The organism is Bradyrhizobium sp. USDA 336 (genome assembly GCF_044908355.1).
GTDB classification, from domain to species: Bacteria; Pseudomonadota; Alphaproteobacteria; order Rhizobiales; family Xanthobacteraceae; genus Bradyrhizobium; species Bradyrhizobium yuanmingense.
The window spans coordinates 1,457,876-1,471,273 of the sequence record NZ_JBIYDC010000002.1 but is presented as its reverse complement, the minus strand read 5'-3'; the positions used below and the strand labels follow the sequence as shown (position 1 = coordinate 1,471,273).

The 13,398-nt window shown below is 64.1% G+C and carries 12 protein-coding genes; 5 read left to right on the top strand and 7 right to left on the bottom strand.

What is annotated here, in order from left to right:
* Positions 1–3: 3 nt before the first annotated feature.
* Positions 4–1,740, bottom strand: a complete 1,737-nt coding sequence (locus tag ABIA45_RS07810; RefSeq protein WP_404651603.1) for an adenylate/guanylate cyclase domain-containing protein — start codon at positions 1,738–1,740, stop codon at positions 4–6.
* Between the two features lie 319 nt (positions 1,741–2,059).
* Here ABIA45_RS07810 and ABIA45_RS07805 point away from each other — a divergent pair, with 319 nt between their 5' ends.
* Both ABIA45_RS07805 and ABIA45_RS07800 read left to right on the top strand, forming a co-directional pair.
* Positions 2,060–4,240: a lytic transglycosylase domain-containing protein gene (locus tag ABIA45_RS07805; RefSeq protein WP_404651602.1), complete on the top strand. Its 2,181-nt coding sequence runs from the start codon at positions 2,060–2,062 to the stop codon at positions 4,238–4,240.
* A gap of 180 nt (positions 4,241–4,420) precedes the next feature.
* Positions 4,421–4,651, top strand: coding sequence for a hypothetical protein (locus ABIA45_RS07800; protein WP_404651601.1), 231 nt, complete (start codon positions 4,421–4,423; stop codon positions 4,649–4,651).
* Positions 4,652–4,775: 124 nt separating this feature from the next.
* Here the strand turns inward: ABIA45_RS07800 and ABIA45_RS07795 are convergent, their stop codons facing one another.
* Both ABIA45_RS07795 and ABIA45_RS07790 read right to left on the bottom strand, forming a co-directional pair.
* Positions 4,776–4,964 carry a hypothetical protein gene (locus ABIA45_RS07795; RefSeq protein ID WP_036009825.1) on the bottom strand — a complete coding sequence of 63 codons (189 nt, stop codon included), beginning with the start codon at positions 4,962–4,964 and terminating at the stop codon, positions 4,776–4,778.
* Positions 4,961–5,353: a hypothetical protein gene (locus ABIA45_RS07790; RefSeq protein ID WP_244941489.1), complete on the bottom strand. Its 393-nt coding sequence runs from the start codon at positions 5,351–5,353 to the stop codon at positions 4,961–4,963. The genes ABIA45_RS07795 and ABIA45_RS07790 overlap by 4 nt, the downstream gene beginning before the upstream one ends.
* Before the next feature lie 638 nt (positions 5,354–5,991).
* Between ABIA45_RS07790 and ABIA45_RS07785 the strand changes: the two genes are divergently transcribed.
* From ABIA45_RS07785 to ABIA45_RS07775, 3 genes are all read left to right on the top strand, one after another.
* The gene (locus ABIA45_RS07785; RefSeq protein WP_404651599.1) at positions 5,992–7,977 is read left to right on the top strand and encodes a PAS domain S-box protein; all 1,986 of its coding nucleotides are present in this window, start codon (positions 5,992–5,994) and stop codon (positions 7,975–7,977) included.
* Complete coding sequence (locus ABIA45_RS07780) at positions 7,974–8,645, top strand: response regulator transcription factor (RefSeq protein ID WP_271537795.1); 672 nt, start codon at positions 7,974–7,976, stop codon at positions 8,643–8,645. Before ABIA45_RS07785 ends, ABIA45_RS07780 begins: the two co-directional genes overlap by 4 nt.
* A gap of 96 nt (positions 8,646–8,741) precedes the next feature.
* Positions 8,742–9,128, top strand: coding sequence for a response regulator transcription factor (locus ABIA45_RS07775; RefSeq protein WP_404651597.1), 387 nt, complete (start codon positions 8,742–8,744; stop codon positions 9,126–9,128).
* A 54-nt stretch (positions 9,129–9,182) separates the two neighbouring features.
* Here the strand turns inward: ABIA45_RS07775 and ABIA45_RS07770 are convergent, their stop codons facing one another.
* The 4 genes from ABIA45_RS07770 to ABIA45_RS07755 form a co-directional block, all read right to left on the bottom strand.
* Entirely contained in the window at positions 9,183–10,154 is a 972-nt protein-coding gene (locus tag ABIA45_RS07770) for a tripartite tricarboxylate transporter substrate binding protein BugD (protein ID WP_271537791.1), read from the bottom strand.
* Between the two features lie 174 nt (positions 10,155–10,328).
* Complete coding sequence (locus ABIA45_RS07765; RefSeq protein ID WP_271537789.1) at positions 10,329–11,570, bottom strand: threonine synthase; 1,242 nt, start codon at positions 11,568–11,570, stop codon at positions 10,329–10,331.
* A gap of 144 nt (positions 11,571–11,714) precedes the next feature.
* Complete coding sequence (gene lpdA / locus ABIA45_RS07760) at positions 11,715–13,136, bottom strand: dihydrolipoyl dehydrogenase (protein WP_271537787.1); 1,422 nt, start codon at positions 13,134–13,136, stop codon at positions 11,715–11,717.
* Positions 13,137–13,153: 17 nt separating this feature from the next.
* The gene (locus ABIA45_RS07755; protein ID WP_271537987.1) at positions 13,154–13,360 is read right to left on the bottom strand and encodes a hypothetical protein; all 207 of its coding nucleotides are present in this window, start codon (positions 13,358–13,360) and stop codon (positions 13,154–13,156) included.
* Positions 13,361–13,398: the final 38 nt, after the last annotated feature.

Sequence of the window (13,398 nt, the reverse complement as noted above, 5' to 3'; positions counted from 1 at the left end):
CGGCTATTTCTGCTCCAGCCGCCAGACGCCGTCCCAATCGGGATCCGGCGGATTGGCCACAAATTGAGCGATGCGGCCGAGCATCGTGCGCGAGGGGCCGTCGCCGGGGACTGCCTCGAGCGCCGCGTTGAAGGCGGCGCGGGCCTCGTCGAAGCGCCGCGCACGATAGGCGGCGAGACCATCGGCATAATGCGTGCGCAAGCTCACTTGCGCATTGCTGAGCGCGCCTGGTCTCGCCATCAGCTCGAAGATCGCCTGCGGCGCGCTTTGGCCCGCGACCGCCAGACGATCGATCTCGCGCAATTCCAGGCGCGATCCGATCCCGTCCGCGGTCGCCTGCGAGATCAGGATGCGGGTGCCGTAGACCTTGTTGACGGCCTCCAGCCGCGAGGCGAGATTCACGGCGTCGCCCATCACGGTGAAGCTCATCATCAGCTCGGAACCGATACTGCCGGTCAGGACCTCGCCCGTGGCGATGCCGACGCGAAGATCGCACGGCGCCGGCATGGCGCGGATGCCGAGCAGGTCCGGCAGCTGCTTCTGCAGCGCGGGCACCTGATCGGTCATCTCGACGGCGGCGAGCCCTGCGAGCAGACCCTGCTCATCCTCCTCGATGAAGGGCGGCCCCCAATAGGACATGATGGCGTCGCCGATATATTTGTCGATGATCCCGCGATTGTTCCTGATGGGAGCGGACATCACGGTGAAGTAGTGGTTCATCACCTTGACGAGGCCGCGCGGCGTCATGCCCTCGCTCATCGAGGTGAAGCCGCTCATGTCGCAGAACAAGATGGTCATCACCCGGCGCTCACCGTCGATGGCGACCTCCGGCCGGTCGATCAGGCCCTGCACCACCTTCGGGTCGATGTAACGGCCGAAGGTCTCGCGAATGCGCTCGTTGTGCCTGAGCTGCTCGATCATGCGGTTGAAGGCGGCAGCGAGCTCGCCGATCTCGTCCTGTGTCGAGACGGTGATGGGCTTGTCGAACCGGCCCGCCTCGACCTCGCGGGCGCCGGCCAGCAGCAGGCGCACCGGTCGCGTGATGCCGCTACTCACCAGCAGCGCAAACACGAAGCCGACGATCGCCGCGAGCAGGGTTACGACCCCAGAGACGATGATCGTCTGGTGCTGGCGGCCGATCACCTGAGACGTCGAGAAATAGACCTGCGCCAGCATGTCGGCGCGGATCGCATCGACCTTCCGGTTGAACGCATCGCGCAGCGTGTCGAGGTGTTCCAGCGTGCCGCGGGCCGCGGCCATATCCTTGGCCTCGACCTGCTTGAGCAGTTTCGCATTGCCCTCGTCGAGATCGCGCCGCAGCTCGGTGACGGAGCTTTCGATCCGGACGTCGAGCCGTGCCAGCGCGGCGTTGTCGGAATACGTCCTGGAGTCGTCGATGATCGCGTTGATGAGCTTGCGAGCGGCCTCGGCCTCCCGCTCGAAATTGCGGTCCAAGGCCTCGAAGTCGCGAAGCCGCGCCGCGTAGGCCTCCTCGTCCGACGGCGCCTCCATCCTGGTCATCACCATCCGCCGCTGCGCCAGCGCCCGTTCCAGCGAGCGGATGTTCGCGCGCGCCAGATGGCTATAGGCCGGGATGTAGCGGTTGGTCAGCTCGTCGAGCAAAATGCCGACCTGGCTGGACATCACCATCGACAGGATCGAGGTGACCAGCATCAGAACGATCAATCCGAGCGCGATGCCGACGATCTTGCGCCGGATCGACTGGTTGAAAATCGGCATAGGTACAGGGCAAAGGCTGAAAGGGATGAAGCGAGGGAACTCATACACCGGATTTGGCCGAGGCAACACGTGCAATCTGGCCGTTCTGGCGTCCTGTACCGCGCGCAATCGTCGCGCGAAGCCTGGTCGTTAACAAAAGGTTAAAACTGCTGCCTCTTCCGTCCTTTCGGAAGTTCCCCAGTTCCTATCCGTATTTTTCCGCATTGTTGCGACAGCTTGAGGATGCGACACGATCCCGACGCATCGTTCGGTGTTTTGATTCGCAAGCCGCATGTCGCGGACCTTGGTTTGTAGTGGTTTTCGCAGGGGGGACCATCCAATGAACCAGTGCCTACGCTCGCTCGCGTGTGTCGTTGCCGTGGCCGCGATGGCCCTCCTTCCCACCGAGCTGGCGGCGAAGAGCAGTCAAAAATCATCCGCACCGAAGAAGACGCATGAGGCGAAAGCGGGCAAGCACCGCCACGCTTCCGCCGGCAAAGCGCGACACGGCAAGCACGCCGAGGCCAAGCGCAAATCGAAGAAGGCGGTCGAGGAGCCCGCGGCCAAGCCGGCGCTGACCGGCGATCTCGCCGCGCTGAAGGACGCCATCGACCTGACGCGCAAGGGCAAGACCGAAGACGCGAGCGCTGCGCGCGACCGCATCACGGACCCTGCCGGACAGAAGCTCGCCGACTGGTTCATGCTGCGCCATCCCGACAGTACCGCGAATTTCAAGCGCTACGCCGCCTTCCTCGCCGCCAATCCCGGTTGGCCGAGCAGCGCCCTGCTCCGCCGCCGTGCCGAGGCACGGCTGTGGCAGGAGAAGGCCGACGCGGCCATCGTGCACAAGTTCACGATGGATCGCCCGACCAGCGCCAAGGGCAAATTCGCACTCGCGCGCGTCCTGCTCGCCGAAGGCGAGACCGACAGGGCTGCGCGGCTGGTCCGGGAAACCTGGCGCGCGGAGGAACTGTCCGAGCGGAGCGAAGAGGATTCCTATGCGGCGTTCGGCGACCTTCTGTCCGCCGACGATCACCGCGCGCGCATGGACAAGCGCCTCGGCGCCAAGGATTATGCAGGTGCGCGGCGCGCGGCGAAGCGGCTCGGCGAGGACGCGCTCGCGATCGTGAAGGCCTGCGCCGCCGTCACCGGCAAGGCGAGCAAGGCCAAGGATCTGCTCGAGGATGTCGCGGCCGAGGAGCGACGCGATCTCGGTTACGTGCTGTGCCGCGCGCAGTGGCATCTTCAGAACGACCGCATCGACGACGCGGCCGAGGTGATCCTCGCTGCCAAGCCCGACATGATGGCCGCGCAGGACACCGATGCCTGGTGGCGCGAGCGCCGCATGCTGGCGCGCAAGCTGCTCGATCAGGGCAAGGCCAGGATCGCCTATGACGTGGTGCACACGGCCGCGGTGCCGGAAAAGGAGGTCTACCGCGTCGACTATCACTTCATGTGCGGCTGGATCGCGCTACGCTATCTCGACGATCCCAAGACGGCGATGGTGCATTTCGCCTCGATCGACGCTGGCTCGGCCAATCCGATCGCGCTGTCGCGGGCGCATTACTGGCGCGGCCGCGCGGCTGAAGCCATGGGCGCGACAGCCGACGCGCGCATGAGCTACCGGGCGGCGGCGCGCTATCACACCGCCTATTACGGCCAGCTCGCCCGCGCCAGGCTCGGCCTCGACGGCATCGAGCTGCGTCCGCCCTCGCCGGTGCTGGCCTCGGCCGATGCGCAGCTTGCGGACGAGCGCGTGCGCGCCGCCGACATGCTCTACGGCATCGGCGAGCGCGACATGGTGTTCTATTACGCCGAGGATTTCGCCAAAGAGAGCACCGACGTCGCCGCGCTGGAAGCGCTCGGCGAGCTTGCGGGCCGGCGCAACGATGCGCGCGTGATGCTGGAGGTCGGCAAGACCGCGCTGGCGCGCGGGCTCGCGCTCGACCATTACGCCTTCCCGACCATCGGCATCCCCGAGCACAAGCAGGTCGCACCGGCGATCGAGACCAGCGTGATCTATTCGGTGGCACGCACCGAGAGCTCGTTCGAGCAGCGCGACAAGTCGCATGCCAACGCGGTCGGGCTGATGCAGGTGACGCCGGAAGCGGGACGCGACACCGCGAAGCGCTTCGGCCTGACTTACGACTGGGACAGGATGGTCTCCGACCCCGTCTACAACACGCAGATGGGCGCCGCCGAGCTCAGCGCGCTGTTCTCGGAATATCGCGGTAACCAGATCATGACCTTCGCCGGATACAATGCCGGCCGCGGCCGCGTGCGTGAATGGGTGCAGAAGCGCGGTGATCCCCGGGACCCCAACGTCGATCCGGTCGACTGGGTCGAGCGCATCCCGCTGTCCGAGACGCGCAACTACGTCCAGCGCGTGATGGAGAACGTGCTGGTCTACCGGGCAAGGTTCGAGGGCAGCAGCATGATCGCCGGCAAGAGCGACCAGCGCGTGGTGACGCACGAGGCCAGCGCAACGGAGCCAGCGGCGGCCGCAGCACCCATTCCCTGATCGACGCCGCCGGGGCTGGACGCGGCGCCTGCAAGGATACGGTGCTGCGGCTTCTACGCGCGTGCAGTCGCGCAGCTAAAGCGCGATGCGATTAGGATGAATCATCATCGCGCTTTAGGTTATTGTTTGAGCATGATCGTTTCGGAAATCCGCTTCACACTTTTCAGGATCATGCTCTAGATGTCACCTCATTCCATCGTGATCGGGTCGCGACTGTCCAAATATGCGCCGGTCAAAGCTCTCGCGAAGGTCCAGGCGGTGATCGTGCAGCTCCAGCACCAGACGGCACTCATCACCGTCAACGTCTGGATCATGCTGCCAGCGGCGAGCTCGACCTTGCCGGCGATTGGCTCCGTCCGCCCAGGCACCGGCCAGTGCATGAACAGCGTGGAGAATTCGCCGCGCCGGTAACAATCGTCGTCACAGTAACGGCGCTGCGTCCGCGCATGGCGGACATAGCCGGAGCGGAGCGGCCGCGAGCATGTGCTGCATGCGGCCGCGTGCAACGGGGGCTCGTGATTGACCACCACGAATTTCATGAAGCCGCTCTCACGCCATCTTTCGCGAGCGTCTCGCAGAACAGCGCGTAGCACTGATGATCGCAGTAAGGCAGACGGGTCGCGATCTCGCGCAAATAGCTGCCGCTGATCGGCTCGCAGCACTGCATACACGAGGTCTGCCGGAACGGGGTCCGGCCGTTGACCAGCACGAACGCGAATCTCATGTGGCACCTCCCAAAGCGAAGCAGTAAACGCTGTCGAGCGGAGACAGTGCGGGCGGTGGAGCGCACAGATGGTTCCGGCCGTCCGGATTATCCCTGTTTCGCTCCACCTTTTGCGGTGGGATCAGAATGTATCTCCCGTCCTCCCGGCGCCGTGCATAGATCTGGTCGCCGATGTACTTGATGTCGGTCGGATAACAGTCGGCGCTGTTGCAGCAACTGACGCCCGGATTGTCCGGCATGCGCCAGGTCGAATAGAATTTTTCGTGCAGCGCCTGGTCCTGGGGCGGATGCCGGCGATGAACGGCACCGTGTCCTGCCTCCTGTCCGTGGGCGGCCGCGATGGGGGCGATGAGAACGATCCAGCAGAAGAGCTTGCATGAGCGGTTCAACGCACGGCCTCCCGGATCAACTCTCCAATCCAGCCTTATGCGACCTGGGCCCGAAACAACCACCGGCGGTCGCGTTCGCTTCGCGTGCGGAAACGATCAACGCACTTCTTGGAGCAGAGCGCCGTGCGCCAGGAATAGTAGCGGATCAGGCCAAACTTGCCGCCGCACACCGCGCAGCCATTGACTGAGGAGCAACTTTCGGACGCCGATAGGCGACGCTCAGGAAGTACCGACATATCGCACATTGTTGTCTCCCTCTGTTGCTTGCGCTTTTCTCGCTGTTCGCTTCGACACTCCCGATGGTCGAGAGGCTAGTCCGCCGGGCACGAAACGCTCAATTGTACGGAGGTAAAATGGCCGACATGACTAGGCATGGAGGAGCTATACCTAAGTTTGTCCCGTATTCGCCCGGGCCCACGCTGCTCGAGTTCAACGAGACGGCGCACGACGCACCGGCTGCACGGTCACCGTGAACCTCGGCCGGCACGGTGTCCTTCAGGCGCCGCAATGGACCTGGCGGTGGGCGGACAGTCCAAAGGCGAACGTCATGACGACCGACCCGACTTTGGCTGGAATTGCTCCTATCGCCGCAACGTGCTCTACTCCTGTTCACGCAGAGAGTGCCGGGAGCGTCAGCGATGAAGCCTGGCCGGGCAGCGACGTTCGGGAAGTCAGCCGCGCAATTCATCGTCGGCTGCCTGAGGCAAACTGTTCCCGCCAAGCAGCGCACCGATGCCAACGCCGCCGACTTGCTTGAGGCGGTCAAGCAGTGGCAGCAGGTCTTCGAGCACACGCCGGTCATGTACTTCATGGTCGATCCGGCCGGTACCGTGATCAACGTCAACACCTTCGGCGCCGAGCAGCTGGGCTACACGCCGGGGGAGTTGATCGGCCGATCCGTGCTGGATGTCTTCCTCGCCGAAGATCGCGCCACTGTCCGCGCCTGTGTCGCGTTGTGCCTCAAGACCCTTGATCAGTCACACACCTGGGAGATCCGGAAGGTTCGCAAGGACGGCTCGATGTTATGGGTGCGCGAGAACGCCAAGGCCATGCTGCGAGCCAATGGCGGGCCGATCGTGCTGGTCGCCTGCGAGAACATCACCGAACGCAAGGAGGCCGAGAACGCGCTGCGACAGAGCGAGGCTTACCTCGCCCAGGCGCAGGAATTGAGCCACACCGGCAGTTTTGGCTGGAAGGCCAAAACCCGCGAGATCACCTGGTCCAAGGAGACTTATCGCATCTTCCAATGCGAAGAAGGGACGAAGCCCAATATCCCGTTCATGCTCCAGCGGATCCATCCGGAGGACCGGCTCGCCGTGCAGCAGACGACGGGCCAAGCGGCGCGCGAGGGGAAAGACTACGATCACGAATACCGGCTGGTGATGCCCGACGGTTCCATCAAATACGTTCGGGCGGTGGCACGGGCGACGCGAGATACGAGCGGCTACGTCGAATTCGTCGGATCAGTCAGCGACATCACGGCGGCCAAAGAGGCAGAACGCAGGCTCCGCGACAGCGAGCAGCGCTTTCGCGATTATGCCGAAACTGCCTCTGACTGGTTCTGGGAAACCGGGCCGGACCACCGGGTCACCCAGGTATCGGAACACTCGGATACCAACACTGTTCCCGCGGGCCTGATCGGGCTCACGCGGTGGGACATTGCGCCCGACGCCGCTCTTGAGCCCGAGAAATGGCGACAACATCGCGCGGCCCTCGACGCCCACGTCCCGTTCCGCGACTTGGTGTATCGCAGCAAGGACCGCAACGGGCAGCCGATCTATGTGCGGACCAGCGGCAAGCCGTTCTTTGACGCGGACGGCGCTTTCCTGGGCTACCGTGGCGTTTGCACGGACGTAACCGCGGCCATCCGGGCCAATCAAGCCGAAGACGCGCTACGGAAGGCCCAGGCCGAGCTCGCCCATGTGACACGTGTCACGACACTGGGTGAGCTGACCGCTTCGATAGCCCACGAAATCAATCAGCCGCTCGCTGCAGTGATCGCAAACGCCGACGCCTGCCTCGCCTGGCTGCAGCGCAGTCCACCGGACCTCAAAGCGGCCCGCCGCTCCGTCGAGTGGATCATCGAGGACGGCAGGCGTGCCGGCGACGTGATCCGTCACGTTCGGGCGCTCGCCAAGCGTTCTGACATCGAGATGGTACCGCTCGACGCCAATGCGGTCGTGCGGGAGGCCGTCGCGCTGGTTCAGCGCGAGATGGCCAGCCACGGCGTGTCCGTCCGCATGGAGCTGTCCTCGGCGCTGCCGAAGATCTTTGGCGATCGCATCCAATTGCAGCAGGTCCTGATCAACCTGATCATGAACGGGATCGAGGCCATGGCAGACGTCCACGATCGCCCGCGCGAACTGGCGATCCGCTCACAGGCGAGCGGCGATGGCGCGATGCAGGTGAGCGTTTCCGACTGCGGAACCGGCATCAGCGAACAGGCGATAGACCGCCTGTTCACGCCGTTCTTCACCACGAAGTCCTCCGGCATGGGCATGGGCCTGTCGATCTGTCGATCGATCATCGAGGCCCATGGAGGGCGACTTTCCGCCATACCAAATCAGGAGCGCGGCGCGACTTTTCAGATCGCCTTGCCCCTCCACCGAGAGGAAGCATCGTGACCGAGCGCGCGGACTCTTCGCCGCCGCAGAAGGACGGCGATCAGCCCCTTGTCCTCATCGTCGACGACGACGCGTCCATGCGCCGTGCGCTCACCAATCTGTTCGAGTCGGTCGGTCTCAAGGTCGAAGCATTCGGCTCGGCGCCGCAGCTCCTGCAGGCCAAGCCGCCAGACGTCCCGAGCTGCCTGGTACTCGACATCCGACTGCCCGGAACGAGCGGCCTCGAGCTGCAGGCCGACCTTGCCAAGGCAAATATCCACACGCCTATCATCTTTATTACCGGTCATGGCGATATTCCCATGACGGTTCGGGCCATGAAGAGCGGGGCGATCGACTTCTTGACCAAGCCGGTCCGCGATCAGGACATTCTCGACGCAGTCCAGGCCGCCATCGAGCGAGACCGCAAGCGCCGCGACCTCAACAGGACGGTCTCGACGGTCAGATCACGCTTCGAGTCACTGTCCTCGCGGGAGCGAGACGTATTGTCACTGGTGACGTCCGGCCTGATGAACAAGCAGGTCGCCGCCCAGCTCGGATTGGCCGAAATCACCGTCAAGATCTACCGCGGCCAGATCATGCGGAAGATGGGCGCGAAGTCGCTGGCCGATCTGGTGAGAATGAGCGAGGCGCTCGGGATTGGCCCGAACAAGCCCGATGCACAAACCTAAGTATGAGTTTCCAATCGTGACCGGCAGGTCCACCTTGCGCCTTTATGTTCTAGCCGTGGCGACGGCAAGCGTAATTCCCGGCGAGGAGCGGACGTCTTGTCAGTGGCTTCGGTCATCTCGGTGCTTGACGACGACCCCTACGTTCGGGCCGCGATCAACAATCTCCTGGAATCGCGCGGATACACCGTCCACACATTCGCCTCGGCGGAAGAGTTCCTGAGCTCGACCGATTCGAGCGATACCTCGTGCGTGATCGCCGACGTGCAGATGCCGCTGATGAGCGGAATCGATCTGTTGACGAAGATGCGGGCGCAGGGTTCGGCTACGCCGTTCATATTCATCACAGCTTTCCCGGATGAGGGCGTGCGTGTGCGGGCGCTCGATGCGGGCGCAATCTGTTTTCTCGGTAAGCCGTTCGCCGCCTCGGATCTGATGCAATGCCTGGACCGTGCGCTGGCACCAGGTCACCAAACCACGTCGTGAGCGCCCGCCGCCAGCAAACGCGGCGGTGACGCCGCGAGGAGTGCGCCGCCCGGTTCAATCTACCTTGATGTTCGCCGCCTTGATGATCGGCCACCATTTGGCGATCTCGGCCCTTTGGCGCGTGCCGAGCGCTTCGGGCGTGAGCTGATCCTTGGGTGTCATCTCGAGACCCTGGCTTTCGAGCTGCTTCCTCACTGCCGGATCGTTCAGCGCCTCCACGGCCGCGGCGTTGAGCTTTGCGACGATCTCCCTCGGTGTGCCCTTCGGCACCCACATGCCCGACCACAGCGTCATGTTGAAGCCTTTCAGGCCCGCCTCGTCCGCGGTCGGGATCTCGGGCGCGGAGGCGAGGCGCTTGTGGTCGGTGACGGCGTAGGCGCGGATGGTGCCGGCGCGGACCTGGCCGATGGAATTGGAGGTCTGGTCGACGATGATGTCGATCTGGCCGGCGATGAGATCGTTCAATGCCGGTGCAGTGCCGCGATACGGCACGTATTGCAGCTTGATGCCGGAGACGCTCTCGAAATAGACGCCGGCGATGTGGCTGCCGGAGCCCGCGCCGGCCGTGCCCGCGGTCGGCGGCGATGGCCGCGACTTCAGCCAGTCGATCAACTCCTTCAGCGAGGTCGCGGGCACCGCATTCTTGCTGACCACGATCATCGGGTTGCTCGGCAGCAGCACTACCGGCTCGAGATCGGCAACGAGGTCGAATTTGAGCTTGTAGACGGCGCCGTTGGCGACATGGGTGCCGAGATGGCCAAACGAGATGGTGTAGCCGTCGGGCGGCGATTGCACGGCACGGCCGACACCGATCGAGCCGCCGGCTCCGGTCACGTTCTCGACGACGACCGGCTGGCCGAGCGGCACCCGCATGCGCTCGGCGAGCACCCGCGCCATCGCGTCCGAAGGCCCGCCCGCCGCGAACGGCACGATGATGGTAATGGGACGCGAGGGAAAATCGTCGGCGCGCGCGGCGCCTGCAACAGCGAGAACAGCAATCAGCGCAGCCCAGACGGCCTTCTTCATTGTCTTCTCCCCAGGTGTTTTTTTCTTCACCTCGCCCCGCTTGCGGGGAGAGGTCGAATTGCGAAGCAATTCGGGTGAGGGGGAGTCTCCGCGAACTCAACTTTCACTGTGTTTGCGGAAGCAGCCCCTCACCCCGACCCTCTCCCCGTAAGAACGGGGAGAGGGAGAAGCAAGTTAGAACTTCGAATAGTCAATCGGCTTGTGGCGATCGAGCGTGCGGGTGACCGGCGGCAGCGGGTATTTCAGGCCAGTCGCGCAGTTGAACAGCATGACACGATCGGTCTTGCTGACCCGGCCGTCGGCGAGACTTTCCTTGTAGGCGGCGTAGGTCGCGGCACCCTCGGGGCAGAGCAAGAGCCCCTCCTCGCGCGCGACCTCGCTCAGCGCCGCCGAGATCTTGTCGTCATCGACCGCAATGGCAAAGCCCTTGCTCTCGCGCACCGCGCGCAGAATCAGGAAATCGCCGATCGCTTGCGGCACGCGGATGCCCGAGGCGATGGTGTGGGCGTCCTCCCAGCGCGTCGCATGCTCGGTCCCGGCCTCATAGGCGCGTACCATCGGCGCGCAGCCGGAGGCCTGCACCGCGACCATGCGCGGGCGCTTTGAGCCGATGAAGCCGATCTTCTCGAGCTCGTCGAACGCCTTCCACATACCGATCAGGCCGGTGCCGCCGCCGGTCGGATAGAAGATCACGTCGGGCACGTCCCAGCCGAGCTGCTCGGCGAGCTCGAGTCCCATCGTCTTCTTGCCCTCGATGCGGTACGGTTCCTTCAAGGTCGAGGTGTCGAACCAGCCGACTTTCGCCTTACCCTCGCCGACGATCTTGCCGCAATCGTCGATATAGCCGTTGACGCGGTAGACGGTCGCGCCCTGCAGCTCGATCTCGCTGACATTCACCTCGGGCGTATCGGCCGGGCAGAAGATCGTGGTCTTGATGCCGCAGGACGTGGCGTAGGCCGCCAGCGCCGCGCCGGCATTGCCGTTGGTCGGCATCGCCATATGCTTGATGCCGAGCGCCTTGCCCATCGACACCGCCATCACGAGGCCGCGCGCCTTGAATGAGCCGGTCGGCAGCCGTCCCTCGTCCTTGACGATGATCTCGCCGCCGCCGAGTTTTGCACCGAGCTTCGGCAGCCGGATCAGGGGCGTCGTGACTTCGCCGAGCGAAACGATGTCCTTGCATTTGCGCACGGGCAAGAGCTCGCGGTAGCGCCACATGTCGCCGGGGCGCTGGGCGAGCGCATCCTTGGTCAGCGCCTTCTTCACGCCCGCGAGGTCGTAGCGCACCAGGAGCGGCTTGCCGGCCTTGGAGAGGTTGTGGACCTCGTCGGCCGCGTAATGATCGCCCTCCATCGCGCATTCGAGATGGGTGACGAAGGTCGGGCGTTCGATAGTGAGATTGTCGTTGTCGTGCATGGGATGATTTCCTTCTTGTTCTGCAAACAGCTCTCTCTGCTCGTCATTGCGAGCGAAGCGAAGCAATCCAGAATCTTTCCGCAGCAGCAGTCTGGATTGCTTCGCTTCGCTCGCAATGACGGCGGCGGGCGACGCGCTCGCCTCTCAAATGTTCAACACCCGTCCATACGCATCCAGCACGGCTTCCTTCATCATCTCCGACAGCGTCGGATGCGGGAAGACCGTGTGCATCAGCTCTTCTTCCGTGGTCTCCAAATTCATGGCGACGACGTAGCCCTGGATCAGCTCGGTGACCTCCGCGCCGACCATGTGAGCCCCGAGCAGTTGGCCGGTCTTCTTGTCAAAGATGACCTTGACCAGGCCCTGATCCTCGCCGAGCGCGATCGCCTTGCCGTTGCCCACGAAGGGAAAGCGGCCGACGCGGATCTCGCGGCCGCTCTCTTTCGCTTTGGCTTCGGTGAGGCCAACCGAGGCGACCTGGGGGTGGCAATAGGTGCAGCCCGGGATCATGTTCTTGTCCATGGGATGCGGATTGAGCCCCTTGATCGCCTCGACGCAGATCACGCCCTCATGCTCGGCCTTGTGCGCCAGCATCGGCGGACCGGCGACGTCGCCGATGGCGTAGATGCCGGGGACGTTCGTCTTGCCGAGACCGTCGACCACGATGATGCCGCGGTCGGTCTTCACGCCGACTTTTTCCAGGCCGAGATTCTCGATGTTGCCGACGACGCCGACCGCCGAGATCACGCGCTCGAACTCTGATGTGACGGGCTTGCCCTTGCCGTCGTCGATGGTGGCGAGGACGCTGTCGGCCTTCTTCTCCAACTTCGTGACCTTGGTCGAGGACATGATCCTGATGCCTTGCTTCTCCAGCCGCTTGCGGGCGAGGCCCGCGATCTCGGCGTCCTCGACGGGCAGGATCTGCGGCAGCACCTCGACCACGGTGACGTCGCTTCCCATGGTGTGGAAGAACGAGGCGAACTCGATGCCGATCGCGCCGGAGCCGACCACCAGCAGCGACTTCGGCATCCGCTCCGGCACCATCGCCTCGAAATAGGTCCAGACCAGCTTCTTGTCCGGCTCGAGGCCCGGCAGCACGCGCGGCCGCGCGCCGGTGGCGACGATGATGTGCTTGGCCTGATAGGTCCCCTCGCCTAGCGCGCCCTTCGGGCCCTCGACGTCGGACTTCTTCACCGTGACCTTGCCGGGCGCGTCGATCGAGGCGGCGCCCCAGATCACGCTGACCTTGTTCTTCTTCATCAGGAAGCCGACGCCGTCGTTGAGGCGCTTGGAGACGCCGCGCGAACGCTGCACCACCGCCTTCGGATCAAACGAGACCTTCTCGGCGGAGAGCCCGTAGTCCTTGGCGTGCTGCATGTAGTGGTAGATCTCGGCTGAACGCAGCAGCGCCTTGGTCGGAATGCAACCCCAGTTCAGGCAGATGCCGCCGAGATATGACTTTTCGACGATCGCCGTCTTGAAGCCGAGCTGCGCGGCGCGGATGGCGGTGACATAGCCGCCGGGGCCGGAGCCGATGATGATGACGTCGAAGGATGTGTCGGCCATAGCGGCTCCCGTTCAACTCAAGAAGCGCCGCGGGCGCGGCGCTTGACCAGAAAAGACCTCACCAGCCATTCGAGCAGCACCACCAGTACTATGATGGCAAGCGCAGTGAGCACGATCGGCTGGGCGATGTTTCGTGCCAGCTGCTCGCCGGCAAAGAACGCAGAGTGAAGAAAATCGAGCTCGACCGGGTTGAGCGCGACGATGGCTCCGAGCAATAGCGATATCCATGGCCAGCGGGTCCGGACATGCAAGGTTGCCCCCT

Bases quoted from the DNA above. Each gene is read 5' to 3' on its own strand.
- ABIA45_RS07810 (WP_404651603.1), bottom strand. From the start codon at position 1,740: ATGCCGATTTTCAACCAGTCGATCCGGCGCAAGATCGTCGGCATCGCG.
- ABIA45_RS07765 (WP_271537789.1), bottom strand. From the start codon at position 11,570: ATGCACGACAACGACAATCTCACTATCGAACGCCCGACCTTCGTCACC.
- ABIA45_RS07795 (WP_036009825.1), bottom strand. From the start codon at position 4,964: ATGAGATTCGCGTTCGTGCTGGTCAACGGCCGGACCCCGTTCCGGCAG.
- ABIA45_RS07800 (WP_404651601.1), top strand. From the start codon at position 4,421: ATGTCACCTCATTCCATCGTGATCGGGTCGCGACTGTCCAAATATGCG.
- lpdA (WP_271537787.1), bottom strand. From the start codon at position 13,136: ATGGCCGACACATCCTTCGACGTCATCATCATCGGCTCCGGCCCCGGC.
- ABIA45_RS07770 (WP_271537791.1), bottom strand. From the start codon at position 10,154: ATGAAGAAGGCCGTCTGGGCTGCGCTGATTGCTGTTCTCGCTGTTGCA.
- ABIA45_RS07805 (WP_404651602.1), top strand. From the start codon at position 2,060: ATGAACCAGTGCCTACGCTCGCTCGCGTGTGTCGTTGCCGTGGCCGCG.
- ABIA45_RS07785 (WP_404651599.1), top strand. From the start codon at position 5,992: ATGAAGCCTGGCCGGGCAGCGACGTTCGGGAAGTCAGCCGCGCAATTC.